The following is a 23,730-nucleotide window of genomic DNA, read 5'->3' as shown; positions in this document are numbered from 1 at the left end:
CAGTTAAAACAATTAAATACGAGTTCTTGATGAACTCCTGGAGACAGTAATGAGCGATCTATCGCCTGTAGAAAAGTCCGGCGCCCCTCCGGAAGTTGCAATTAGCATGAAGAAAGTTGCCGTGGCCAGTGTGATCGGCACTACGGTGGAATGGTACGACCTGTTTGTGTTCGCCACGGCTTCGGCGCTGGTGTTCAACAAAGTGTTCTTTCCGGATTTCGATCCGCTGATTGGTACATTACTGGCGTTCGGTACGTTTGCTTCGGCCTACCTGGCCAGGATTGTCGGCGCGGCACTGTTCGGGCATTTCGGTGACCGCTTGGGACGCAAGTCGATGTTGTTGGTTTCGCTGTTGACCATGGGTGCCGCAACTTTCGCCATCGGGTTATTACCCAACTATGCGGCCATTGGCATCTGGGCGCCGATCCTGTTGTTGCTGCTGAGGGTCATTCAAGGCCTGGCGTTGGGTGGCGAGTGGGGTGGTGCGGTGCTGATGGCGGTGGAACATGCGCCCGCCAACAAACGCGGCTTGTACGGCTCGTGGGTACAGATCGGCGTCCCGGCCGGGACCATGATTGCCAACCTGGCCTTCCTGTTGATCGCGGCGTGGCTGTCGCCTGAAGACCTGTTGGCTTGGGGCTGGCGTATCCCGTTCCTGGCCAGCGTGCTGCTGATCGCCGTGGGCTTGTACATCCGCTTGAACATCGCTGAAACCCCGGCCTTCAACAAGGTCAAGGAAGCCGAAGTCCAGGTGAAAATGCCGCTGGCTGAAGTGTTTCGCAAGTACTGGAAACAAGTGGTGCTGGGCGGAATCGCCACCATGTCGACCGGGGCGTCATTCAACATCATCGTTGCCTTCGGCTTGACGTACGGCACGCAGAATCTGGGTTTCAGCCGCAGCGTGATGCTCGGCGTGGTGTTGCTGTCCTGCGCCTGGTGCATCTTCATGTTGCCGGTGTTCGGCGCGCTGTCGGACCGCTACGGACGCAAGCCGATCATCGTTGCCGGCATCGTCGCCGAAGCGTTGGTGGCGTTCCCGATGTTCTGGTTGATGGACACCAAAGAGTTGCCCTGTGTGATCTTCGGCTACCTGCTGTTGATGACCGCGTTCGCGGCCAATTACGGGCCGATCGCGACTTTCCTCGCCGAACTGTTCGGCACTCGGGTGCGCTATTCCGGGTTGTCGATCAGCTACATGTTGTCCGGTCTGCTTGGCAGCGCCGCAACGCCTATCGTCACCACCGCATTACTGGCGGCGACCGGTAAAGGCTCCTCGGTGGCCTGGTACATGATTGGTGCGGCGTTGATTTCGTTGGTGGCGCTGTTGTTGCTGACCGAGACCTTCAAGCGAGACATCAGCGAAATTCCGACGGCAGTTCCGGCCGCCGATCCAACTCTCGGCAAACCGATCAAATCGGCCGCTGCCTGATTAATGGAGTTCAACAACATGCGCAGAATTCAGTCAGCACCGGGCTTCATCGGCCCGGTCGGCCCTTACTCCCAAGCGGTGGTCAGCGGCCACCTGGTGTTCACCGCCGGGCAGATTCCGGCCCAGAGCGGACTCGATGACCAGCCCGCTGATTTCCCCGAACAAGTGCGACAAACCTTGCGCAACCTGGAGGCGATCCTGATTGAAGCCGGGTCCGACTTCAGCCATGTGATCAAGGTAAACGCGTACCTCACCGATCCCGCACAACTGGAGCCGTTCAACGCGGTGTATCGCGAGTTTCTTGGCCATGCGCCGCCGGCACGCACCACGGTGTGCGTGGCGTTGTGGGGCGTGTCGCTGGAAATCGATTGCGTGGCCGAGTTGATTGCCAAGGAGGTGCAACGTGGATGAATCGCAGCTGATCGAGCAGCTCAAAGCGGTGAGCTTTCCGACCCTGGGGCATTTTCTCGAGGAGGGTTTTGCCGACTCGCAACTGCGAGCCATGGTGCCCAATGTGAGACTCGTCGGCCGTGCGCTGACCCTGAAACTGGTGGGCGCCGATGCCATCGCGGTCAACCAGGCCCTGGCGCTCATCCAGCCAGGCGATGTGCTGGTGATCGACACCGATGGCGACTGGCAGCATGCCCCGGTCGGCGCGGTCACCAGTTGTGCCGCGAGTTGCGCCGGTGCGGTGGGCATCGTGGTGGACGGCGCGGTGACCGACTTGCTCGAACTGCGCGAAGCCGGGTTACCGGTCTTCGCTCGCGGCACCAGCCTGCTGACCACCAAGTTGCATGGCCGGGGCGACAGCCAGATCAATCAGCCGATCCACTGTGCCGGCGTCACGGTGCATCCGGGGGATCTGGTGCTGGCGGATGACAACGGCGTGCTGTTTCTCGATCCGGTCACCGCGCAAAACGTCATCGAACGCGCGCTGGCGTCCGATCGCGCCGAGCCGTGCTTGTTGGAGCGGCTGCGCGCCGGTGAACCGGTGTCGCAGGTCTTGAGCGTTTAGGCCGTCAGGCGCTTGATCAATATTTTCCAGGAGTAACGCATGTTGAAAATTAATGGTGAACGCCTGTGGGCGAGCTTGATGGCCATGGCCGAAATCGGTGCGACGGCTCGTGGCGGAAGTTGCCGACTGGCGCTTAGCGATGAAGACAAGGCGGGCCGCGAACTGTTTGCTCAATGGTGCCGCGAAGCCGGCATGACCCTGAGCGTGGATGCCATCGGCAACCTGTTCGCCCGTCGCGCCGGCACTGAGCCGGACGCTGCACCGGTGATGATGGGCAGCCACCTCGACACTCAACCCGAAGGCGGGCGGTTCGATGGCGTCTACGGTGTACTCGCCGGTCTGGAAGTGGTGCGTTGCCTCAACGACCTCGGCATCCAGACCCGCAAGCCGCTGGAAGTGGCGGTGTGGACCAACGAGGAAGGCGCGCGCTTCACTCCGGCGATGTTCGGCTCGGCGGTGTTCACCGGCATCATGGAATTGGATGCGGCGCTGGCGGTACGTGATGTGGATGGCATCAGCGTCGCCGATGCCCTGCACCGCACCGGTTATGCCGGCGAGCGCCCGCTGGGCGGCGCGGTGGATGCTTACTTTGAAGCGCACATCGAACAGGGGCCGATCCTTGAAGACAACGCCAAAAGCATTGGTGTGGTCAGCGGTGGCCAGGCGATTCGCTGGCTCGACGTGCGCGTCGAAGGCATGGCTGCCCACGCCGGTACTACGCCGATGCCGTTGCGCAAGGACGCCTTGTACGGCGTGGCGCGAATGATCCAGGCAATCGAAGGCCTGGCCAGCGATTTTGCCCCCGAAGGCCTGACGACCGTCGGCGAGTTGAGTATCAATAAATCGTCGCGCAACACCATTCCGGGGCTGGTGAATTTCACCGTCGACCTGCGTCATCACCGCGACGAAGCCATCGATGCGATGGAGCAGCAGGTTCGTGCACGACTCCAGGCGATTGCCGATGAACGCGGCCTGAATCTCACGATCACCCCGCACTGGATCAGCCCGGCCACCCCGTTCGACGCCGATTGCGTGGCAGCGGTGCAACAAGCGGTGGACGCGCTGGGCTACGCTCAGCAATCGATTGTCAGCGGTGCCGGTCACGATGCGATTCACCTCGCGCGGTTCTGTCCGACGGCCATGGTGTTCATCCCTTGCGTTGGCGGATTGAGCCACAACGAAGCCGAAGACGTGTTGCCCGAAGATGTGTGTCAGGGCACCGATGTGTTGCTCAACGCGGTGTTGAGCCGAGCAGGCAAAGTCGAATAAACGCAATCCCTGTAGGAGCGAGGCTTGCCCGCGAAGGCGTCAGCCCATTCAACATCGACGTTGACTGACACACCGCCTTCGCGGGCAAGCCTCGCTCCTACAGGAGGGCGCACCCGGTTCCAGGATCTACGTTAACTGACAGGTATTAACCCCATGCGCAGTTTTTTCCATCCCGAACAATTGCTCCACCATCCACGCAGTTACTACTCCCGCGGGCAGATGCGCACGCCGCAGGAAGTGCCCGAGCGCGCCCAACGGCTGGTGCAGGCGTCGAAGGCGCTGGGCTTCACGGTCGAGCAACCGGCCGATGCCGGGCTCGATCCACTGCTGGCGGTCCACGGTGCGCCGTACCTCACGTTCTTGCAGGAGGCTCATCAACGCTGGAAGGAAATCCCCGAGGATTGGGGCGATGAGGTGATGTCGAACATCTTCGTCCGCGAACCCAATGCCTTGCGCGGAGTTCTTGCCCAAGCCGCGTGTTATCTGGCGGACGGCAGTTGTCCGGTGGGTGAGCAAACCTGGCGCTCGGCCTATTGGTCGGCGCAAAGCGCGATTGCCGGTGCCCAGGCGTTGCTCGATGGCGAGCCCGCCGCGTATGCCTTGTGCCGTCCACCCGGTCACCATGCCCGGGCCGAAGCAGCCGGTGGTTTCTGCTATGTGAACAACGCAGCGGTGGCGGCCCAGGTGTTGCGTACAGGGTTTGAGCGAGTTGCGGTGCTCGACACCGACATGCACCACGGTCAGGGGATTCAGGAGATTTTCTACGAGCGCGATGACGTGCTGTACGTCTCGGTGCACGGTGATCCGACCAACTTCTATCCGGGGGTTGCCGGGTTCAGCGATGAGCGCGGCGTCGGGGCGGGAGAGGGTTTCAACCTCAACTTGCCGATGGCCCATGGCGCCAGTGAGGCGGACTTTTTGCGGCAGCTGGAAGTGGCGTTGGCGGCGGTGAAGGAGTTCGGCGCGCAGGTGCTGGTGCTGTCCCTGGGGTTCGATATTTTCGAGCTGGACCCGCAGAGCAAAGTGGCGGTGACGCGAGAAGGCTTTGCACGGCTGGGCGAGCGGATTCGCAGCCTTGGGTTGCCGTGTCTGATTGTGCAGGAGGGCGGATATCACCTGGAGAGTCTTGAGGATAATGCCCGGGCGTTTTTTGTTGGGCCGCAGGTGTGGCAGCTCTGAGATTGCATTTGTCTGGGAGATTGCTTTAGCGGGCAAGCCTCGCTCCTACGGGGACTGTGTTGAATCCAATTCCGCGGTTCAACACAAACCCCGTAGGAGCGAGGCTTGCCCGCGAAGAACGATCACTCGGTCCACCAGATCAAACACAAGCGCTGTAAGGCACTTGCCATAGCCCTGACGTTAACGTAAAGATTGCGACAGGGCGCTGAACTTAAAAAGCGCAGGGCGGACCGATCCGGAGCGCTTGATGACGCTAATAAAAACAACTTCCCCCAAGCTGCACCGCGAAGCTCGATTGGCCGAAGCGGCGCGCGGCACCAACGCGCGGGGTACCGCACTGGTGGAAGCCCGGCCGACGATGATCGATCGTGGTGAACATACCTCGACCGCCTGTCATCGCCCGCGCGCTGCACATGGGGGGTTGAGTGATGCAAGGGGAAGGGCGGCAGCCTGGGTTTTGTCGCAAATCGCGATAGCTGATGAGACGACGAACAACCTGTTACGGTCTTGAGACGCCTGCTATTGAGGATTAGAATTTTTGGGCTAAAGGGTGAATGAAGGAGCATTTGCCCGGGCCACACATCTGGCGTGAGGGAGGTAGCGATGTTCCTTTCAACCCTGGAAATTCAAAACATCATTGAACATAGTTTTTTGCCGGCGGTGTGCACTTGCAGCATGGAGGCGGACCAGTCCCTGACAATTCGGGTCTGCGATTGCATGACCGGGAAAGTGGATTTGGTGGCCACCCATGTTCCGGTATGGACACTGGATAGCCCCCACGCGATCGCGTCACTGGTGGCTGATATGCGGCAAGAAATCGAGGCTCATAAAGGCATTCACGCGCCGTTTTACCGTTGAGCCTGCGTCACGCCGCACGGCGTTGGCGGTGCGGCGTGTATCCCGAAGTCAAGAAGCAGGCCCCGGCCACCGCCGAGTACCTCTACGGGCTGTTCAGCATCGACCTGAAAACCGGCAAGACCGAAACCACCGACTTCGGCCCGCTGACGGAAATCTACTTCAGCGGTATGCGCTCACCCAAGGACCCGAACCTGATGTTCGGCGTGCTCAATCGCTTGGCCAAGTACGACATCAAGCAAAAGAAAATGCTTCAGGCGGCGACGCTTGATCACTCTTACTACTGCATTTCCTTCAACAAGGATGGCAGCAAGATTTACCTGGCCGGAACGTTCAATGATGTGGCGATCTTCGATGCCGATAGCCTGAAGCAGATCGGCAGCATCAAGTTGCCGGGTGGGGATATGGCGATTACGACGGCGCAGGTATTTGTCCGGTAATTGTGGTGCCTGAGCGGACGCCTTCGCGGGCAAGCCTCGCTCCTACATTGGGTTTTTGGTGGACAAACAATTTATGTACCGCCAAAGCCCCAATGTAGGAGCGAGGCTTGCCCGCGAAGAGGCCCTCAAGCACACCGCAGCATCAAGCCTCAGGCACCGGACAACTCAAATCCCCTTCCTGGCACTTCAAGTAAGTCTTGAACGCCTCGACCCGCGCCTTGGTCAGCTCGGTGGTGCAGTTGCTGTAGATCAGCGGATACACGCTGCCACCCTCCACCCCGGACGCCGAGAATTTGCACTCGGCATCGCGAAACGCAATCCATGAGCGCTGCGCACCGACCAACAGCTTTTTCGCGTCGGGGTCGTCCTTCAGCCGTGTGGTGATCTGCTGGTAAAGCGCATTCAGCTCCTTGTCGGCCGCCTTGTTCTGCTGCGCCGCGCATTGATTCATCGTCGACTGGTCAGTGGCGTTGTCGCAGTCGATGGCATGCGCAAGGGGGGTGAACAGCAGCGGCGTCAACGCAAGGAGAAAACGTGGGGGCATGGTGGGCTCACAGTGGTGATGGGAAGTTGGGGTGCAGTGTAGCGGGGCGCCGCCAGTCAACAACTCTGAGTCTGACGTAGCCCTTATGGTGTATCCGGAAAACTATGTCTGCCACTCTGGACACTTCTCATTCGATTCATATTCAAGCCAGGGCACGTCCTGGGACGTCCAGATATGAGCCTGAGGTGTCATTTTCGGATCATCGTCGAGAGTCGCCACGCGAACGATTACAAGGGGTTGGGCCGAGCGCTCCGCTATCAGATGCGATCCGCAGATCGAACAGAAATGCCGAAGCTTGCCCGGCGACGACTCATAGGTGCTTAGCCGGTCCTGTCCTTTTAGCCAGCGAAAATGCTCACGCATGACCCCGGCCGTCGAGGCGAATGCCGCTGCGTGTGCCTTGCGGCAGGTGTGGCAGTGGCAGTGACTGATGGGCATGTCGAGGCTATCAACTTCGTATTCGATGGCTTTGCACAAGCAGCTGCCATGCAGATTATTCATGGGGCTTTTCCTGGTTGCGTGGCTGAGATGTCGGCAGCGGCGGCGGCCCGAAACAGGGCGTCAGCCGTGGTCTCGATGTCTTCGCGCATGTGCAATTTCGCAAGCCACCCGTCAGGGATGGCCTGCACACCGTAGTGAGCCCCGGCCAACTGGCCGACGATGGCGGCAGTGGTATCGGCGTCGTCGCCCAGGTTTGCGGCTTCGAGAATGGCGGCTTCAAAACTGTCAGTGTGGTGAAAGCACCACAAGGCCGCTTCCAGTGATGCAACGCAGTAACCGCTACCGCGAATATCGTCTTTGGATTTTTCGAGGTAGTCGCCGCGGGCGATGCTCGCGACCTTCGGTTCCAGGAAGGCCGTCTCTGGCAGGCTCTGCAAATCCGGCTTGGACGCGCCTTGCAATGCCCTGCGGATCAGATCGGCAAGCAACTGACAGCATTCAAGTGCCTCCGGCGCCGCATGGGTCGTGCGCGAGCTGTCTGCGGAAAACCTCCTGATCCGGTCGAGGTCGGGAAAGTAGTACAACACTATTGGCGCTAACCGCATCAACGAGCCGTTACCGGCCGTATAGGCATCGGTGGATCCCGCGAATGGCAGACCGGTTTCCTGATAATGAGCCAGCGCTTCACGGACGGTCATACCAATGTCGAAGCATTCGCCGGTCGAACTCAGGTAACCCCATTGCCACCAGTTGAGGTAACGGCCCATTTGATCGGCCGCATCAAAACCGTTTTTGTTCAGCAAGCTTTCTGCCAGGCAAAGTGCCATGGAAGTGTCATCGGTCCATTGCCCTGGCTTCAGATTGAACGGGCCGCCCCCAACCATATCGGTCAGAGGGGCGAATGAACCGCGCGGCTGGAATTCGGCATGGGTGCCAACGGCATCCCCACAAGCAAGCCCCAGCAGGGTTGCGCGATAACGTTCCGTGAGTGAAGGCTGCATGAATCTTCCTTGTAAGGGTTCCACGTCGTTGCAAACGTTAGCAGTTTCAGCCAGCTGACTCCCCCTTCAAACCAGAACTTATGGCCAAAAATGAGGCCGAATATTTCAGGCAATGTCGATTGCGGCACCTGTTTGATACAACTTTTAGGTTGGTCTTATGGTCTTTACGGGCCTACTGTTCAATACAGGAGGTGACTTATGAACCCAGCATCAGATCGCATCGAAAGGAAAATCCTGCTCAAGGTGCCGCGCTCGCAGGTCTGGCGCGTGCTGGCCAATGCCGAAGCCTTTGGGCAATGGTTCGGCGTGGCACTCGAAGGTAAGCGTTTTGTTGCCGGCGAGTGGACCCAGGGGCAAGTCACGTATCCCGGCTACGAACACGTACTGTGGAATGTCCTGGTGGAGCGGGTCGAGCCGGAGCGGGTGTTTTCGTTTCGCTGGCACCCATATGCAATCGAACCCGATACCGATTACTCCCAAGAGCCCACCACGCTGGTTAAGTTCGAACTCCAGGATATGGACGAAGGCACGTTGTTGACGGTCGTCGAGTCTGGTTTCGATCACATCCCTCAGTCGCGCAGGCTCAAGGCGTTCCGCATGGACAGCCGGGGTTGGGATGAGCAGATGAGCAATATCGAAGAGTTTCTGAAAACCAACGCCAACGCCCACGAACGTCAGGGCGGCTGATGGCTGCAGGCCGCTAAACTTGCGACCTCGGCACTTGATGACTGATACGTCTAAGGGTTTTCGGAGGGGCGGCTATGGCGAATGTCTTACACGCGGTAGTAGCTATGTCGTCTATTGCGGATTGGATCCGAAGGGTAATCTAGCTTCATCAACTGAAGCACAGGAAGTGCTCCAGGGTCATGGATGATCGACCATAGCAAGGATCGCTGCCGACAGGGAGTCGATATGGTCTTGGGAAAAACCCGCTTCGGCGGGTTTTTTTTCGTCTGCAGAAAATGCCTCCAGCTCAATCTGTAGGAGCGAGGCTTGCCCGCGAAGGGAGCGCCGCGCTGTATCAAGCAGGACCGCGTCATCGTTCATCGCGGGCAAGCCTCGCTCCTACGGCACAGGGAGAGCTCCAGGGTCACGGATGATCGACCATAGCAAGGATCGCTGCCGACAGGGAGTCGATATGGTCTTGGGAAAAACCCGCTTCGGCGGGTTTTTTTTCGTCTTTAGAAAACTGCAACCTGGTTTCTTGTAGCAGCTGACAGCTGCTACAAATGCAGGTTTCAGGCATTGAATGGTCAATGGCTTACACGTAGCCAGTGGTATGTCGTCTTTTTAAGCTTCACCGATGCGTTTAATCTGGATCCATCAACTGCAGCACAGGACGTGCTCAGGATCACGGATGATCGACCATACGCCAGGATGGCTGCCGACAGGATGTCGCAATGGTCTTGAGAAACCCGCTTAGGCGGGTTTTTTTATGCCCTTGATTTGCCTGATTCTGGCGTACACAAAACTGTTAAATCGCCTGAGCGCGTAGTCGGGCGATGTCCTTGCTCGGCGAGGCGCCAAACAGACGGCTGTATTCACGGCTGAATTGCGAAGGGCTTTCGTAACCCATCTTGTAGCCGATTGACGAAATATCGCTGTTCTCCGACAACAACAGCCGCCGCGCTTCCTGCAGGCGCAACTGCTTCTGGTATTGCAACGGGCTCATGGCTGTTACCGATTTGAAGCGGTGATGCAGCGCCGAAGTGCTGAGGTTGATCATCTGCGCCAGGTTTTCGATGCTCAAGGGCTCGACGTAATGGTTGTTCAACCACTCGATAGCACGGCTGATACGGTGGGTCTGGGTGTCGGGGATGGCGATTTCATGCAAACGCTGACCCTGCTCGCCGCGCAACAATCTATAGAAGATTTCCTGTTGCGCCAGTGGTGCCAGGGGTGCGATGTCATCCGGGGTGTCCAGCAACCTCAAGAGCCGCAACACGGCATCCAGCAAGGGCGCGTCGATCCTGTCCAGAAACAGCCCGCGTCCATTGTTCCTCACCCCGGGCACCCCGATGGGGCTGACATCGGCGATCAAACGGCAGATCTGCGCCGGGTCGATGTCCAGGCGAATGCACAGATAAGGCCGATCCGGGCTGGCCTCGATCACTTTGCCGGCCAGGGGCAGGGTGACCGACACCACCAGGTAATTGAGCGGGTCGTAAATATAGCTTTCAGCGGCCAGGCGTACTTCCTTGCGTCCTTCGACAATTACGCAAAGTCCCGGTTTGTGCACCGTGTGCAGGTCTTCGGTGGGATGGTCGCTGCGGATCAGGTGCAAGTCCTTGATCGGCGTGACGTGAACGCCGTATTCCGGGGCAAAGCGTTTAATCAGGCTCACCAGTTCGGCGCGCCGGATATCGACGCCGTCCTGGGGCAGGGTATTCGCGGAAGTAGAAGCCGTCATGCTGAACAGTCTCCCTGGCCGATGGTTGAGTCGGGGGCTAGTAAAACCGATTGTGCGCGTGTCGGCCAGCGTCGGTTTTACGCCTACAGGATCGTGCAAGAACCCAGGAGAAATCGGCTAACGAAACCTATCGAAGCGTCCCTAATCTGGACCTGTCGCAACGTCCCCATCCGGGATGTTCCAGCCTCCAGATCAAGGAAAAACTCATGTCCAACATTCAAGGCAAAGTGGTTGTCATTACCGGCGCCAGCAGCGGAATCGGCGAAGCCAGCGCACGTCTTCTGGCCAGTCAGGGCGCCCATGTGGTGCTCGGTGCCAGGCGCGTCGATCGCCTGGAAACACTGGTCGCAGAACTCAATGCGGCTGGCCAGAGCGCAGCGTTCAGGGCGGTGGACGTCACCCGCCGCGATGACGTGCAGGCCTTCATCGATTTCGCCGTCGAACGCTTTGGCCGGGTCGATGTAATCGTCAACAACGCCGGGGTCATGCCCCTGTCGAAACTCGAGGCGCTGAAGGTCGAGGAGTGGGACCGGATGATCGACGTCAACATCCGTGGCGTCCTTCACGGCATCGCTGCCGGGTTGCCATTGATGCAGCGTCAGCACAGCGGCCAGTTCATCAACATCGCCTCCATCGGTGCCTATACCGTCAGCCCGACCGCGGCTGTGTACTGCGCCACCAAATTCGCCGTGCGGGCGATTTCCGAAGGTTTGCGTCAGGAAGTCGGGGGCAATGTGCGGGTCACGGTTATTTCCCCCGGCGTGACCGAGTCCGAACTGGCCGAGAGCATTTCCGATGCCGGCGGCCGCGCCGAAATGCGCGAATTTCGCAAGATTGCCATTCCTGCCGAGGCTATCGCTCGGGCCATTGCCTACGCCATCGATCAGCCGGCCGATGTGGATGTCAGCGAATTGATCGTGCGGCCGACAGCCAGTCCGTTCTGAATCGCCACCTATTGAAGTCGGGAGAACTGAAATGACCAAACCATCAGGTAACCAAGACCAATACGTCGGCCTGTGGGTCACCGCCGACGGCGTGATCCGCCACAAACTGCTGCCCGGCGGGCGTTACGACGAAGCGCGCGGCCATCGGGAAAGCGCCTATCTGGGCCGCTATTGGCTGGCGGGCGACCACATCGAATACGTCGACGACACCGGTTTCACGGCTGACGGCGACTTTCGCGACGGGGTGCTCTATCACGCCGGGATGGTGCTGTACCGCCAGCCGGAGTGACGCGTCATTGATGTTATCGAGCAAGTCATGCACTGAAACAGAGGAACCTACTCATGAAAAACTCTCCTAAAACCTGGTTTGTCACCGGCGCCTCGAAGGGCCTCGGTCTGGCCCTCGCGCAACACGTATTGGCCTTGGGAGATCGCGTCGCCGCCACTTCCCGTAACCTCGGGGAGCTGCAGGCCGCCAGCGAGCGCTTTGTGCCGCTGCAAGTCGACTTGATGAATGAATCCAGCGTGGCCAACGCTATCGCAAGCACCGTTGAAGTCTTCGGCAGCCTTGATGTAGTCGTAAACTGCGCCGGTTACGGTCAGCAGGGCACCTTCGAAGCGCTGTCGGACAGCGAATTGCGGCGCAATTTCGATGTGAATCTGTTTGCGCCGCTCAATGTCTTGCGTCACGCCTTGCCGCAGTTGCGGGCGCAGCGCAGCGGGCACGTAATCAATATCTCGTCGATTGTCGGCTTCGATGGCGGTTATGCCGGATGGGGCAGTTACGTGGCGAGCAAATTCGCCCTCGGTGGCGTGACCGAAGCGCTGGCGGCAGAGGTTCAGGAGTTGGGAATCAAGGCCACGGTGGTTTATCCGGGACCGGTGCGTACGGGGTTCCTGTCCAGCGCTTCGCTGGCCGTTGCCGAGCGCAGGATCGATGATTACACCGCCGCGCAAGCGTCACTGGACCTGCACCAGAACACCCTTGACGGTCAGCAGGCCGGCGACCCGGACAAGATTGCCCTGGCAATCATCCAGGCGGTCAACGTCAGCGAGCCGCCGCTGCACTTGTTCATGGGCCAGATTGCGGTCGACCTGGCGCAGCAGAAAATCGCTCAGGTGCAGCAGGACTTGAACCAGTGGAAAGCCATATCGCTGGCAACGGATTTTCCGACCTGAGTGACTGGCTGCGGGGGCGATAGCGCCCGCAGCCGTTTCTTTCACTGGCGGGCGAGTTTCGCCGCTGCACGTTCGGTGATTTCCGAGCGCAATTTCAACGACGCGGCAGCGCGTTTGCGGGCTTCATCCAGCACGCTGACCGGCGCTGTCTCGGGGCTGCCCGAAGCAAACGGTGGCGCCGGCGCGTATTCCAGCTGCAACTGCACCAGTTGCGCCGTGTCCTTATCGAACAATTCAGCCGCCAGGGTCAGGGCAAAATCGATCCCCGCGGTGATCCCGCCACCGGTCAGCAGATTGCCGTCGCGCACCACCCGATCGTTCACCGCAATCGCTCCCAGAACCCCAAGCAATTCGTGATACGCCCAGTGCGTGGTAGCGCGCTTGCCCTTGAGCAACCCCGCCGCGCCAAGCACCAGCGCGCCGGTGCAAACCGAAGTGACATACTTTGCGTTAGTGGCCTGAGCCTTGATGAAGGCCAGGGTTTCGTCATCCTCCATCAACGGCCCGACGCCGCCGCCACCAGGAATGCAGATCACATCCAGCGGCGGGCAATCGTCGAAGGTGGTGGTCGGTTTCAACACCAGCCCGGTACTCGCGGTGACTGGCATCAGATCCTTCCAGATCAGGTGCACCTTCACGTCCGGCAGCGAGGCCAGCACGTCATAAGGGCCGGTCAGGTCCAGTTGTTGAAGCTGTGGGAACAACAGAAAACCGATCTGCAACGTCATGGCGTTTTTTCTCCTGATTGGGGTGGACGGCTTCACTGTAGGCTCGTAGGATCTGGCGCATACGCCAATAACCCCACGAATTACGCCAAATATGCCGAACAGCCCGAAAACCATTCATGTGCTGGCCTTTGCCAACGTGCAAGTGCTCGACGTCACCGGGCCGTTGCAGGTGTTTGCCTCGGCCAACGACATTGCTCGCCAGCAAGGTTTGCCGCCGCCCTATGCGCCGTCGGTGATTGCCAGCGGTGGCGGGGCGGTGATGTCGTCGGCGGGGTTGGCGTTGTTGGCAGAGCCGCTGGCGAAACAGGGCAGCGACACATTGATCATTGCCGGTGGCTGGGGCGTTTACGCGGCGGCGAAAGACGAGTCACTGGTGGCCTGGGTACGTGAGCACGCGACGGGGTGTCGGCGGGTGGCGTCGGTGTGCACCGGGGCGTTTTTGCTGGCGGCCAGCGGTTGGCTCGATGGCAGGCGGGTGGTCACGCACTGGACCCGTTGCGAGCAATTGGCGCAGCAGCATCCCAAACTACAGGTCGAACCCAACCCGATCTTCATCAACGACGGCCCGGTCTGGACCTCGGCCGGTGTCACTGCGGGCATCGACCTGGCCTTGGCGATGGTCGAAGAGGATCTCGGCCGAACCATGGCTCTGGACGTCGCCCGCCAACTGGTGGTGTTTCTCAAGCGTCCGGGGGGCCAGTCGCAGTTCAGCGTGACCCTGTCCCTGCAAAAGGAAGGCAACCGATTCGACGACCTTCACGCCTGGATCAGCGAAAACCTCACCAAAGACCTCGGCATCCCGACCTTGGCCTTGCAGGCCGGCATGAGCGAGCGCAGCTTCGTCCGTCACTACCGCGCCGACACTGGCCAGACCCCGGCGCGGGCCATTGAACTGATTCGGGTCGAGACCGCGCGACGGCTGCTCAGCGACACCGGTGTGCCGATCAAACGGGTCGCGGTGCAATGCGGGTTTGGCAGTGAAGAGACGCTTAGGCGCAGTTTTTTGCGAGCAATGGGCGTGACACCGCAAGCCTATCGCGAGCGCTTTTCCGTCAGCCCTCCAGCAGATCCAGTAATGCCTTGAGGGTCGCTTCGGGCGCTTCTTCGGCAAGGTTATGCCCGACACTCCAGAGTGGCTGTTTTGAGAGGGCTGATTCAACTCGACCTGAGTCCTTCTCCTCAGACTTCCACGTCCGCCACCTGATTAAAGTACTTCGATCGATCCGGCGTAAACGTCACGGCCATTCTGGTCCTGGAGCAGGTCAACGCCCGTTCTGTGCTCAGATCAATGTCCAGATCTTCTCCGCGCAATCCCTGCCATTGGGCGAGGTATTTCAGAGATCCGTATTTTTCGAGTTTTTTCAGGCTGCGGCTGACGCCACCTTTCCAGCCCAGCACCGGGAGTTCGCCGGTGAGGCATTGTTGGGCGAGGTCGGGGAAGCGGGCGGCGCGTTGGCGGCCGATTTCCCAGCATTTGATCAGGCCTTTGTCGTGGCCCTCCCACAATTCATCCCGGTTCAGGCCCGATCGGAGTGGGGTGTCGATGCTGCGATGGATACGCTGGGTCATTCTGGTTCCTTGAATTCGGGTTTTGTTGGACAGCTCCGCTGTACCCGTTGAGCGTGGATGTTAGGGAGGGAAGCAGGCGCTGGCAACAAGGTATTTCCGGATGTAGGAATGCGTTACCGCGTGTTGATTGGGCTGGTTTTGTTTAGTGATTGTAGGTTCGGCCTATCTGGTTCTGTGGCGAGGTGGCTTGCCCCCGTTCGGCTGCGCAGCGGCCGTAAAGCCAGCAAATGCGGTGCTTCTGGAGGAATGGGGTTGTGCATTCAAGGGGCCGCTGCGCGCCCCAACGGGGGCAAGCCCCCTCGCCACGGAGAGACAGTAGTGGCTGACGGTGCGTGTTTAAGTTCATCGGACGTAGCCTCGGTCCTACAAAAAACGTCGTAAAAGGGGATATTTCCGACGAGTTTTGGCGGTTGTGGATGATCTTGCAGGAGCGAGGCTTGCCCGCGAAGCAGGCGACTCGGTCTCAAGGCTGCCAGAAGTTTTTCTCCCCGCTCAACTTCCGATCCAGGAAACTCGCCGCGCTGATCAGCGCCAGGTGTGTCAGCGCTTGCGGTGTGTTGCCCAAGTGCCGGGCATGGCTGTCGAACTCTTCGGCATACAGCCCCTGCGGGTTGGCGTACTTCAGCAATTGTTCGAACTCCAGGTGCGCCTTCTCCACTTGGCCGGCCCGGGCCAGGCATTCGACGTACCAGAACGAGCACGCGGCGAACGCGCCTTCGGTGCCGGGCAGGCCGTCGATCTGACTGTCGTCATTGCGGTAGCGGTAGACCATGCCTGCGCGCACCAGGGTTTTCTCGATGGCTTCAAGGGTCGCGATCCAGCGCGGATCCTTGGCGCTGACGAAGCGCACCAGCGGCATCAGCAGCATCGAGCCATCGAGGCCGGTGCCGCCGATGTGCTGGACGAAATGCCCGCGCTCTTCGTTCCAGAAGTTGCTCCAGATGTCGGTGTAGATCGCTTGACGGGTCTGGTCCCAGCGAGCGAACGGGGCGGGCAGCGAGCGTTTGGATGCCAGGCGGATGGCCCGGTCCACGGCCACCCAGCACATCAATCGCGAGTGCAGGAAGTGATACTGCTCGCCGCGCATTTCCCAGATGCCAACATCTTTTTGTTGCCAGGTTTCGCAGACCTGATCGACCACTTCCACAGTGTGTTTCCAGCCATCATGGGAAATCGCTTCACCGTGCTTGTTGACCAGATACACCGCGTCCATCAGCTCGCCAAAGATATCGAGCTGGACTTGATCGTAAGCCTGATTGCCTATGCGTACCGGCACCGCGCCGCCATGGCCAGATAGATGCGAGAGTTCGGTTTCCGGCAGTTCCTGACGGCCATCGATGGCGTAGAGGATGTTGAGTTTCATGGGCTTGCCGTGACAATCCCTGACCCGACCGCGCAACCAGCGCGTGTAGGCGTTGGCTTCCTCGACGAAGCCCAGGCGCATGAAGGCATAGACGGTGAACGAGGCGTCGCGGATCCAGGTGTAGCGGTAGTCCCAGTTGCGTTCGCCGCCGGGCGTTTCCGGCAGACCGAAGGTCGCGGCGGCGAGAATGGCACCGTGTTTGCGCGAGGTCAGCAGCTTCAGGGCCAGGGCCGAGCGATTGACCATTTCCCGCCAGCGACCGCGATAATTGGACTGGCCGATCCAGTCGCGCCAGAACTTCAGGGTGCGCTCCAGGCACAATGCGGCGGCGCCTTCCTTGAAGCGTGCATCGTCAACGCCGCCGAGCAGGAATTCGGCGCCCTGGCCCTGTTCGAGGATGAACTCGGCAACCGCTGCATTGCCCTCGATGCTCAAGGGTTGATCCGAACACAGTTGCAGGGCCGGCTGGCCGGAAGCCTCGAAATACACACTCTGACCGCGTGTCCGAGCCTTGGTGTGAGCCCGGGCATAGTCATGACGCACGGCACAATGCATGCGGATCGTCGCTTGACCACTGACCACCCGCACCCGGCGCATCAACATTGGCCAATCATCTTCGCTGTCGCCGATAGGCAGCAGGTCGGTGACTTCAACCACCGCGTAATCGCTGAGCCAGCGGGTTTGCAGGACGTTGGTGTCGGGCAGGTAAATCTGCTCGCGACGAGCGTCGGGCAGGTCCGGGGCCAGTTGGAAAATGCCGGCCTCGGGGCTGTCCAGCAGCGCGCAGAAAATCGACGGGCTGTCGAATTCCGGCCAGCAGAAAAAGTCCACGCTGCCCTTGTCGTTCACCAGCGCAGCGCTGCGCATGTCGCCAATGATGCCGTGGGCGTCGATGGCGCTTTGTCGTTCGGAATGATCAGCCATTACCGCGGAGCTCCGGGAACCGAGGGCCTAACCAGCTGACCGATGCGATCGGGCAGGAGTTCACTGGTGAGTGAGTTTTCTGGCGTAGATCACTTCAAAGACCTGGGATTTTGCAGTTCGTCGGACACGACCGAAGGAGCAGGCTTCAACAGTTCCAGCAGTCTTGATCGGGCTTGTGGGTGCTGGCCATAGCGGGCAGCCACGTAGGCGTCGAGCAACTGAGTGAAGTCCGTTGCGGAGTTGTCTTTTCATGAGGAAGGTTTGACATTGTCATAATGTGATGCCCCTATGGCTGAATGGGCAGGTGCAGGGTCGGGATCGAGAACAATGAGCCGTGAGCGGGTCCAGTCCCAACCATTACCCTGGCTGTCCACGTACCGGTCGTTTTCCAGCAGCCAGCGCAGATTGCCTGCGCAGATCCGACCCAGGCCATCCAGGTACATGCCGATACGATCGGCATCCGGACGATTGGCGTAGCGGCGACGCAGCACTTTGCAGAGTCCGACGCGGGTGCGGTCAGCCTCGCGGATGCGCCGGCACAGGATGTCAGCAGCTTCCTGCGCGCTGCGGCCATGCGCAATGCGCAGGCTTTCCATCGCATTGAGGGTCACGCCGATGGCGTGCTCCTTGCGGTGAGAAAGGATGTCGTTGACCAGACCGACGTGTTCGTTGGTGACCCGGATGGCCAACTGCAGTTCGCGGTCTTGTGCCAGTAGCTCGGTCAGATCGAGGCCGTACAGAAACTCGGCCACAGGAAAAGAGGGCAAGAGGCCTGTGTTCCAGTGGCGCAACTCGAGGAATTCGTCGAATGGCAGCACCTTGCCGGTGGCGACCAGCCTGGCTTCTTCCTCCACGCTTTCGAACCAGGCCTGCCACGCTTGGCAATAGCGGCGATACACCGGCGCGGGCATGTGCTGCCGCAGTTTGCCAAAGATGTCCTGTGCGGCAGGGGCGAAAGGATGCCCTTCCAGCAACGCGACTTCACCGTCATGGAACATCGCATGCCGGCCCAGAGGCATATCGTCGATGGCCAGGATCAGGCTTGTCACGCATGAGGTATGGACGAGGCGATCGGCCGGTCCAATAGGGAATATCAGACTGTCCCACATGGGAAGATGAAGCCGCAGAAAGCGCAACCGCGCGGCCTCGTCGGTGAACGGAAGGAACTCGCGGACCCAGGCGGCATTGAGTTCGTCGATGATGGGATAGTCCGGGTGAATTCTCGGGAGCACGCTGCAGTGCATGTCCTGGATGTAGAAGCTCACCTCGGACGCGAGGGACTGTGCAGAATGGTTCATGGCTCACTCCTTTCCCTGGCGCCTGCGCGCGATGAAACTGTATGAAGACGCCTTGTTCTTTCGCAAAGCGTCCGAAAAGTTGATTGCGATATCTCGCAGCTCGGAGAAATTGGGATTACTGCTGTCGGGGTAGTGCGCGTCAAGGTTGCCCTTGACGAGCGCGTACCAGCGAAGCACATCCTCGTTGGAGGGGGTGACGCGACTGTCGATAACTTCAAAGCCGTTGTCCTCCAGAGCTTTGTGCAGGCTATCCGGCGTCTTGCGATGGCCGGAGGCGGCGCGATCCACCTTGTCGGGGATGAACGACTGGTAGGTTGCCAAGTCCACGTTGTAGAGACTCTCGGAAATGATCACCGTGCCGTTGGTGCGCATGCGCTGCGCCAGTGACTGCATGGTTTTCTGCAGCACCTGCGGTGTGAAGTGGAAGAGACTGCCTCGGAAAATGGCGAGGTCGTAGGGCAGCTTCGGGTCAGGCAGAGCGTCAATGTCCTTGGCATTGCAAAGGTACAGCCGAATCCGGTCAGCCAAGCCCTTGCGGGTGATCACCTGGCTGGCGTACTCCAACTGAGGGCGGCTGACGTTGACACCGTCAATGCGCTCGCAGTCTGGGTAGCGATTGGCCAGGAAGCTCAGCACCGGCCCCCAGCCGCAGCCGATGTCGATGGCCCTTCGGATGGATTGCGAAGAGACGTCTGCACCAGCCTGTTCGGCCAGCTCGAACTGGTACTCCATGTGCCGCCGCCCGGACGCGTCGAGCGGAAGACTGCACGGGTCCATCTTCTCGTCGAACACGCCGTACTGATACCAGAACTCATTGCCGATCACCTTCCGCCATTTTTTTGGTGGATCGGCGTAGACGCTTTCGATCTTGCTCTGGTAGTGGTCGGCAGTGGCGCTGCGGATGACGTCGATAGCGATCGCACTCTCGTGTACTTTCATAGCGGGCTCTCCTGGACGAAAGGTGAATGCATGAATTCGGTCGATGCGATCGGGTGGATGGAATCTCCTTGCACGTTGGTGAACTGCGTCGGATAGAACCGGGTCGCCCACCGACGAAAGGTTGCGATCCCTTTGTCGCCCGTCATCAGTCGCGGGTGATCGAGGTAGGTGCGTGCGTTCCAGATTGGGTTGTCGGCCTGGGTGAAGGTCACCAGCCAACGTTTCGCGAGGGGAGCCAGCACGGCATATGCCACTTTCCTGATCGGTATGGGCCAGCGTTCGAAGAGCTCGAGCTCCATCATGTCGATCCAGCTCATGGTCCACTTCATCGGCGCGGTCGGGGTGGAATACAGCATCGTGGTGAGGCGAAAACCGATCCGAGTCATCTCACTGACGGCTTGCACATGACCCAGGCCAATCTGCCGCATGCGCATGCGCATCGGCTGCCCCTTCCAACTGGCGGTGAGGGTGGTTTCGAACCAGTAGTCTCCCGCCTCATGGGTCATTGCGGGTTCCGTGAGGCCATGCAACCAGCTGAAATGGATCAAGTCGACGCTGTTTTCCCCGGTATCCTGGCAGTAGCCGTTCAGGTCCTGGCTGGTGTGCTGGGGAGGGGCCGCGAACGCGCTCAAGTCCCAACTCGGCACTTCCCAGCTTGGAGGTCGGTTCTGGTGGTCGGCCCACACCAGAACCGCGCCATTGATTTCTCTCATATGGCGCGTGGTGAGCCACGCATTGGGAGGCTTCGCGCCATTCCCGCTGTGTAGGCAACTGCCATCCAGACCGAAGGCCAGGCCATGGAACGGACAAACCAGCTCTTCGCCCTGTACCTTGCCCCGTCCGAGGTGAGCCCCCATGTGGGGACAATAGGGATCGATGGCACTGGCTCGGCCTGAGGTTGTGCGGTACAGCACCAACTCTTGCCCCATGAATGGAACGGTGAGTACTGCGCCTCGTTTAAGATCGCGGCTGAAGCAGGCGCGAAACCAGCCGTCGGGATAAGGCAGTGGGACGCGCGTGTCCCCAGTGGCGCTACGCTTGTTCGACGTGGAGGTGTCAATCAGATGGGCGCTGGCAGGGCAGATGATCTCGGGCCGCGAGGACTCGTGGAGGAGGTCCTCCCTTTCCATTTTCGTGACGTCGGACAGCTCTTGTACTGGGATATCAGACATTTGAACTCCTGTAATGAATGTCTCGTGATTTACGCGGCGAGCTCCTGCAACGCGGAGCATTCGCTATTTGGCACGGCGGGCGATGACGCTGTAGGTCGAGAACTGGTCCTTGATCAGCGCCACCGAGACATTCACCGCCATCACGCGCAGTTCTTCCAGCGGCGGCGGTATCGTTTGCGCCGTGAAATGCGTTTCGATGTTCTTCTTGACGTCCATGAACCAGCGCGCGACGTCAATGTTCTCGGGCAGGACACGCATGTCCTCCACGCTGAGGCCGCTCTGTTCGATGACCTGGCGGAAATATCCCGGTGTCTTGCGATGCTTGCAGGCGAGGCGATCGACGTCGTCGGTGGTGTCCGACTGATAGTGGTCGAGCGGCAGGTTGTAGAGATTGTCGGAGATGATCACGGTTGCGCCTGGCCTGAGCCGGGAAGCGAGTTTCGCCATCGCCCGTTCGTAGAGATCATTCGGGAAGTGCGATATGACACCCCGGACCGTGACCAGATCGTAGGGTTCGTCGGCGTCGGGTAAAAGATCGATGTCCTGAGCATTGCAGAGATACAGATTGATCCGTTCGCTCAGCCCCTGCTCAGCATGATATTTGGCGCAGTACTCCAGTTGCCTGTGGCTGACGTTGATACCGTCCAGCCTTGGGCAGGCGGGAAAGCGCTCGGCCAGATACTTGAGACCGAAGCCCCAGCCGCAGCCGACATCGAGGATCCGCTTGACCGATCCCAAGTCGCCGCGATCGTACCCCGCCAGCTTCATCTGCCGGTCGAAATAGCGCAGTCCCGACTCGTCGGGGGAGATTGGCGGCCGTGAGCGCGGGTCGTCGTAGACGCCAAACTGAAACATCAGGCGATCGCCGATCGCCTTGCGCCAGTCCTCGGGGCTGTCACGATAGGTGTACACAACCTTTTCCTGGTAGCTGTCGACGCTGGACCCTTGAATGACCTGATAGGGCAGGCGAATTTTATGGGCGATAGCAGGCTGCTTCGCTTGCGTGCTCATTAGTCTCTCCTTGTGAATATTCACTTCATGCTCGTGCCCACAACGAAACGTCGATCGTTGCGCCGCGGTTGTTGGAAAACCCCATGTCATGCGTGCTTAAAAACGCCTCTACCGAGCGCGTGATTCCGGGCGCATCGAGCCCGCACATACTCAGCAAATTCTCGGGTGCACCATGCTCGATGAAGTGATCGCTGAAGCCCAATTGCAGCACCGGCGGTGAGTGACCGATTGCCGCCAATTGTTCGAGACACGCCGAGCCGGCGCCCCCCATCACGCAACCTTCTTCAATGGTCACCAACAGGTCATGGCCCCGGGCCAATTGCTCAACGAGGGCGCCATCGAGGGGTTTGATGAAGCGCATGTTGGCGACGGTGGCGTCGAACGCTTCGGCGGCTTCAAGGGCCGGTATCAGCATCGAACCGAACGCCAGGAGGGCGATGCGGATACCGGCGTGTTGCGTCGAGGTTCGGCGGATTTCACCTTTGCCCACTGGCAAGGCCTTCAATGCCGATGACGCGGCGATACCGCTACCTGATCCGCGTGGGTAACGCACGGCACTCGGACCTTTTTGGAGGAGAGCGGTGTGCAACATCTGTCGGCATTCGTTTTCATCCGCCGGAGCCATGACGGTCAGGTTCGGTATGCAGCGTAGATAGGCGATGTCGAAGGCACCCATGTGAGTGGCGCCGTCGGCGCCGACGATACCGGCCCGGTCGATGGCGAATACCACGGGTAGATTCTGGATCGCGATATCGTGAATCAGCTGGTCGTAAGCCCGTTGCAGGAAGGTCGAGTAGATCGCCACCACCGGTTTCAAACCGTCGGCCGCCAGGCCCGCAGTGAAGGTCAGCGCGTGTTGTTCGGCAATGCCGACATCGAAGTAACGGTCCGGGAAGCGTCGTTCGAATTCCACCAGGCCCGAACCTTCGCGCATCGCCGGGGTGATGGCCACGATCCTTGGGTCAACGTCGGCTTCGTCGCATAACCAATCGCCGAATACCTGGGTGTACGTGGGCTTGCCGGCCCCCGCTGGATCGATACCCTGTGCCGGGTTGAATTTCCCTGGCCCGTGATACAGCACAGGATTCGCCGCCGCCGGTGTATAGCCATGACCTTTTTCCGTGACAATGTGCAGCAGTTGCGGACCGTGCAGTTTTTTCAGGGCGTGCAGGGCAGGGAGCAATTCGTCGAGGTTATGACCGTCGATGGGGCCGGTGTAGTTGAAGCCCAAGGCTTTAAAAAAAGTCGCATCGGTTCCTGACCCTTTCATCTGCTTCAGTTTCCCGAAGTACTCGCGCAAGGCACCGACCGGCGGCGAGATCGACATGTCGTTGTCGTTGAGGATCACCAGCAACGGCAAGTCCTTGTGCAAACCGGCATTGTTCATTGCTTCGTACGCCATGCCGCCGGTTACCGCGCCGTCGCCGATCACCGCAATGCAATGGCGTGCTTCCGATTGATTGCGAGCAGCCAGCGCCATGCCCAACGCCGCCGAAATGGAGGTGCTTGAGTGTGCCGTGCCGAAGGTGTCGAACGGCGATTCGCAACGCCTTGGGAACCCGGAGATTCCGCCGAGTTGACGAATGTTCGCCATCGCGTCACGTCGGCCGGTGAGGATTTTGTGGGCGTAGGCCTGGTGGCCGACATCCCACACGACTCTGTCGTTAGGGGTATCGAACACGTAATGCAACGCGATACTCAATTCCACGGTGCCGAGGTTGGCCGACAGGTGCCCGCCGGTTTTCGCCACGCTATGCAGAATGAACGACCGCAGTTCGTCCGCGAGAGGGCCCAGGGCGGCGACATGCAGTGCTCGCAAATCAACGGGGCTGTCGATGGTCTTGAGTAATTCGAACATGCTCGATTCCTTTCCTTGAACGTTGCTCCGGTGCGCTCGCTGAAGAGGCATTCAGTGCAAGCGCTTGATGACCAGATCGACTTCATGCAGGGGCGCAGGTGTCTGGTCAACTTTCGGCAATAGCGTTGCCGAAGCCATCCGGTGGCTGTTGTTCATGGCGTG

At 59.7% G+C, this 23,730-nt stretch carries 24 protein-coding genes and 1 pseudogene; 12 read left to right on the top strand and 13 right to left on the bottom strand.

Annotation, left to right across the window (positions count from 1 at the left end; genetic code table 11):
* The first annotated feature begins 49 nt into the window (after window positions 1-49).
* From AB7M22_RS17735 to AB7M22_RS17705, 7 genes and pseudogenes are all read left to right on the top strand, one after another.
* Window positions 50-1,429, top strand: a complete 1,380-nt coding sequence (locus AB7M22_RS17735; protein WP_454187279.1) for an MFS transporter — start codon at window positions 50-52, stop codon at window positions 1,427-1,429.
* Between the two features lie 18 nt (window positions 1,430-1,447).
* Window positions 1,448-1,840: a RidA family protein gene (locus AB7M22_RS17730; RefSeq protein WP_454187278.1), complete on the top strand. Its 393-nt coding sequence runs from the start codon at window positions 1,448-1,450 to the stop codon at window positions 1,838-1,840.
* Window positions 1,833-2,444, top strand: coding sequence for an RraA family protein (locus AB7M22_RS17725; protein WP_454187277.1), 612 nt, complete (start codon window positions 1,833-1,835; stop codon window positions 2,442-2,444). The genes AB7M22_RS17730 and AB7M22_RS17725 overlap by 8 nt, the downstream gene beginning before the upstream one ends.
* Before the next feature lie 39 nt (window positions 2,445-2,483).
* On the top strand, window positions 2,484-3,713 hold the full coding sequence (locus AB7M22_RS17720; RefSeq protein WP_454187276.1) for a Zn-dependent hydrolase: 1,230 nt from the start codon (window positions 2,484-2,486) through the stop codon (window positions 3,711-3,713).
* 153 nt (window positions 3,714-3,866) lie between these two features.
* Complete coding sequence (locus AB7M22_RS17715) at window positions 3,867-4,892, top strand: histone deacetylase family protein (RefSeq protein ID WP_454187275.1); 1,026 nt, start codon at window positions 3,867-3,869, stop codon at window positions 4,890-4,892.
* Between the two features lie 603 nt (window positions 4,893-5,495).
* On the top strand, window positions 5,496-5,750 hold the full coding sequence (locus AB7M22_RS17710) for a DUF1652 domain-containing protein (RefSeq protein WP_123497993.1): 255 nt from the start codon (window positions 5,496-5,498) through the stop codon (window positions 5,748-5,750).
* Between the two features lie 50 nt (window positions 5,751-5,800).
* A pseudogene (locus tag AB7M22_RS17705) lies at window positions 5,801-6,187 on the top strand (quinohemoprotein amine dehydrogenase subunit beta); the annotation flags it as partial.
* Window positions 6,188-6,329: 142 nt separating this feature from the next.
* Here AB7M22_RS17705 and AB7M22_RS17700 read toward each other — a convergent pair.
* From AB7M22_RS17700 to AB7M22_RS17690, 3 genes are all read right to left on the bottom strand, one after another.
* A complete protein-coding gene (locus tag AB7M22_RS17700; RefSeq protein ID WP_454187274.1) occupies window positions 6,330-6,731 on the bottom strand; it encodes a lysozyme inhibitor LprI family protein in 402 nt (133 codons plus the stop codon).
* 102 nt (window positions 6,732-6,833) lie between these two features.
* A complete protein-coding gene (locus AB7M22_RS17695) occupies window positions 6,834-7,232 on the bottom strand; it encodes a GFA family protein (protein WP_454187273.1) in 399 nt (132 codons plus the stop codon).
* Window positions 7,229-8,173 (bottom strand): ADP-ribosylglycohydrolase family protein, encoded by a 945-nt coding sequence (locus tag AB7M22_RS17690; protein WP_454187272.1) that lies wholly within the window; start codon window positions 8,171-8,173, stop codon window positions 7,229-7,231. Before AB7M22_RS17690 ends, AB7M22_RS17695 begins: the two co-directional genes overlap by 4 nt.
* Before the next feature lie 198 nt (window positions 8,174-8,371).
* Between AB7M22_RS17690 and AB7M22_RS17685 the strand changes: the two genes are divergently transcribed.
* Complete coding sequence (locus AB7M22_RS17685) at window positions 8,372-8,860, top strand: SRPBCC family protein (protein ID WP_454187271.1); 489 nt, start codon at window positions 8,372-8,374, stop codon at window positions 8,858-8,860.
* A gap of 177 nt (window positions 8,861-9,037) precedes the next feature.
* Here AB7M22_RS17685 and AB7M22_RS17680 read toward each other — a convergent pair whose 3' ends face one another.
* Both AB7M22_RS17680 and AB7M22_RS17675 read right to left on the bottom strand, forming a co-directional pair.
* The gene (locus AB7M22_RS17680) at window positions 9,038-9,229 is read right to left on the bottom strand and encodes a hypothetical protein (protein ID WP_454187270.1); all 192 of its coding nucleotides are present in this window, start codon (window positions 9,227-9,229) and stop codon (window positions 9,038-9,040) included.
* A 418-nt stretch (window positions 9,230-9,647) separates the two neighbouring features.
* Window positions 9,648-10,583, bottom strand: coding sequence for an AraC family transcriptional regulator N-terminal domain-containing protein (locus AB7M22_RS17675; RefSeq protein WP_454187269.1), 936 nt, complete (start codon window positions 10,581-10,583; stop codon window positions 9,648-9,650).
* Window positions 10,584-10,789: 206 nt separating this feature from the next.
* Here AB7M22_RS17675 and AB7M22_RS17670 point away from each other — a divergent pair, with 206 nt between their 5' ends.
* The 3 genes from AB7M22_RS17670 to AB7M22_RS17660 are packed head-to-tail and all read left to right on the top strand — an operon-like array spanning window position 10,790 to window position 12,706.
* Entirely contained in the window at window positions 10,790-11,527 is a 738-nt protein-coding gene (locus AB7M22_RS17670; protein WP_454187268.1) for an SDR family oxidoreductase, read from the top strand.
* Between the two features lie 31 nt (window positions 11,528-11,558).
* Window positions 11,559-11,816, top strand: a complete 258-nt coding sequence (locus AB7M22_RS17665; protein ID WP_454187267.1) for an Atu4866 domain-containing protein — start codon at window positions 11,559-11,561, stop codon at window positions 11,814-11,816.
* Window positions 11,817-11,869: 53 nt separating this feature from the next.
* Entirely contained in the window at window positions 11,870-12,706 is an 837-nt protein-coding gene (locus AB7M22_RS17660; RefSeq protein ID WP_454187266.1) for an SDR family NAD(P)-dependent oxidoreductase, read from the top strand.
* Window positions 12,707-12,747: 41 nt separating this feature from the next.
* On the opposite strand, the gene inhA is transcribed toward AB7M22_RS17660, so the two are convergent.
* Entirely contained in the window at window positions 12,748-13,434 is a 687-nt protein-coding gene (inhA, locus tag AB7M22_RS17655; RefSeq protein WP_454187265.1) for an isonitrile hydratase, read from the bottom strand.
* 91 nt (window positions 13,435-13,525) lie between these two features.
* Here inhA and AB7M22_RS17650 point away from each other — a divergent pair, with 91 nt between their 5' ends.
* Entirely contained in the window at window positions 13,526-14,518 is a 993-nt protein-coding gene (locus AB7M22_RS17650; protein ID WP_454187264.1) for a GlxA family transcriptional regulator, read from the top strand.
* Between the two features lie 95 nt (window positions 14,519-14,613).
* Here AB7M22_RS17650 and AB7M22_RS17645 read toward each other — a convergent pair whose 3' ends face one another.
* The 7 genes from AB7M22_RS17645 to dxs form a co-directional block, all read right to left on the bottom strand.
* The gene (locus AB7M22_RS17645; RefSeq protein ID WP_008013493.1) at window positions 14,614-15,003 is read right to left on the bottom strand and encodes a hypothetical protein; all 390 of its coding nucleotides are present in this window, start codon (window positions 15,001-15,003) and stop codon (window positions 14,614-14,616) included.
* A gap of 463 nt (window positions 15,004-15,466) precedes the next feature.
* Entirely contained in the window at window positions 15,467-17,290 is a 1,824-nt protein-coding gene (locus tag AB7M22_RS17640) for a glycoside hydrolase family 15 protein (protein ID WP_454187263.1), read from the bottom strand.
* A 248-nt stretch (window positions 17,291-17,538) separates the two neighbouring features.
* A complete protein-coding gene (locus AB7M22_RS17635; RefSeq protein ID WP_454187262.1) occupies window positions 17,539-18,588 on the bottom strand; it encodes a terpene synthase family protein in 1,050 nt (349 codons plus the stop codon).
* 3 nt (window positions 18,589-18,591) lie between these two features.
* The gene (locus tag AB7M22_RS17630; protein ID WP_454187261.1) at window positions 18,592-19,527 is read right to left on the bottom strand and encodes an SAM-dependent methyltransferase; all 936 of its coding nucleotides are present in this window, start codon (window positions 19,525-19,527) and stop codon (window positions 18,592-18,594) included.
* Window positions 19,524-20,699, bottom strand: coding sequence for a Rieske 2Fe-2S domain-containing protein (locus AB7M22_RS17625; protein ID WP_454187260.1), 1,176 nt, complete (start codon window positions 20,697-20,699; stop codon window positions 19,524-19,526). Before AB7M22_RS17625 ends, AB7M22_RS17630 begins: the two co-directional genes overlap by 4 nt.
* 63 nt (window positions 20,700-20,762) lie before the next feature.
* Complete coding sequence (locus AB7M22_RS17620; RefSeq protein WP_454187259.1) at window positions 20,763-21,710, bottom strand: SAM-dependent methyltransferase; 948 nt, start codon at window positions 21,708-21,710, stop codon at window positions 20,763-20,765.
* Window positions 21,711-21,735: 25 nt separating this feature from the next.
* On the bottom strand, window positions 21,736-23,568 hold the full coding sequence (gene dxs / locus AB7M22_RS17615) for a 1-deoxy-D-xylulose-5-phosphate synthase (RefSeq protein ID WP_454187258.1): 1,833 nt from the start codon (window positions 23,566-23,568) through the stop codon (window positions 21,736-21,738).
* Between the last annotated feature and the right edge of the window lie 162 nt (window positions 23,569-23,730).

It is taken from the genome of Pseudomonas sp. ADAK2 TE3594 (assembly GCF_053628675.1).
This window is presented reverse-complemented; position numbering and strand designations above follow the sequence as displayed.

Coding starts and splice junctions, on each gene's coding strand:
- AB7M22_RS17735 (WP_454187279.1), top strand. CDS start 50: ATGAGCGATCTATCGCCTGTAGAAAAGTCCGGCGCCCCTCCGGAAGTT.
- AB7M22_RS17640 (WP_454187263.1), bottom strand. CDS start 17,290: ATGGCTGATCATTCCGAACGACAAAGCGCCATCGACGCCCACGGCATC.
- AB7M22_RS17720 (WP_454187276.1), top strand. CDS start 2,484: ATGTTGAAAATTAATGGTGAACGCCTGTGGGCGAGCTTGATGGCCATG.
- inhA (WP_454187265.1), bottom strand. CDS start 13,434: ATGACGTTGCAGATCGGTTTTCTGTTGTTCCCACAGCTTCAACAACTG.
- AB7M22_RS17675 (WP_454187269.1), bottom strand. CDS start 10,583: ATGACGGCTTCTACTTCCGCGAATACCCTGCCCCAGGACGGCGTCGAT.
- AB7M22_RS17670 (WP_454187268.1), top strand. CDS start 10,790: ATGTCCAACATTCAAGGCAAAGTGGTTGTCATTACCGGCGCCAGCAGC.
- AB7M22_RS17665 (WP_454187267.1), top strand. CDS start 11,559: ATGACCAAACCATCAGGTAACCAAGACCAATACGTCGGCCTGTGGGTC.
- AB7M22_RS17695 (WP_454187273.1), bottom strand. CDS start 7,232: ATGAATAATCTGCATGGCAGCTGCTTGTGCAAAGCCATCGAATACGAA.
- AB7M22_RS17620 (WP_454187259.1), bottom strand. CDS start 21,710: ATGAGCACGCAAGCGAAGCAGCCTGCTATCGCCCATAAAATTCGCCTG.
- AB7M22_RS17625 (WP_454187260.1), bottom strand. CDS start 20,699: ATGTCTGATATCCCAGTACAAGAGCTGTCCGACGTCACGAAAATGGAA.
- AB7M22_RS17715 (WP_454187275.1), top strand. CDS start 3,867: ATGCGCAGTTTTTTCCATCCCGAACAATTGCTCCACCATCCACGCAGT.
- AB7M22_RS17710 (WP_123497993.1), top strand. CDS start 5,496: ATGTTCCTTTCAACCCTGGAAATTCAAAACATCATTGAACATAGTTTT.
- AB7M22_RS17730 (WP_454187278.1), top strand. CDS start 1,448: ATGCGCAGAATTCAGTCAGCACCGGGCTTCATCGGCCCGGTCGGCCCT.
- AB7M22_RS17630 (WP_454187261.1), bottom strand. CDS start 19,527: ATGAAAGTACACGAGAGTGCGATCGCTATCGACGTCATCCGCAGCGCC.
- AB7M22_RS17700 (WP_454187274.1), bottom strand. CDS start 6,731: ATGCCCCCACGTTTTCTCCTTGCGTTGACGCCGCTGCTGTTCACCCCC.
- AB7M22_RS17635 (WP_454187262.1), bottom strand. CDS start 18,588: ATGAACCATTCTGCACAGTCCCTCGCGTCCGAGGTGAGCTTCTACATC.
- AB7M22_RS17645 (WP_008013493.1), bottom strand. CDS start 15,003: ATGACCCAGCGTATCCATCGCAGCATCGACACCCCACTCCGATCGGGC.
- AB7M22_RS17690 (WP_454187272.1), bottom strand. CDS start 8,173: ATGCAGCCTTCACTCACGGAACGTTATCGCGCAACCCTGCTGGGGCTT.
- dxs (WP_454187258.1), bottom strand. CDS start 23,568: ATGTTCGAATTACTCAAGACCATCGACAGCCCCGTTGATTTGCGAGCA.
- AB7M22_RS17650 (WP_454187264.1), top strand. CDS start 13,526: ATGCCGAACAGCCCGAAAACCATTCATGTGCTGGCCTTTGCCAACGTG.
- AB7M22_RS17685 (WP_454187271.1), top strand. CDS start 8,372: ATGAACCCAGCATCAGATCGCATCGAAAGGAAAATCCTGCTCAAGGTG.
- AB7M22_RS17660 (WP_454187266.1), top strand. CDS start 11,870: ATGAAAAACTCTCCTAAAACCTGGTTTGTCACCGGCGCCTCGAAGGGC.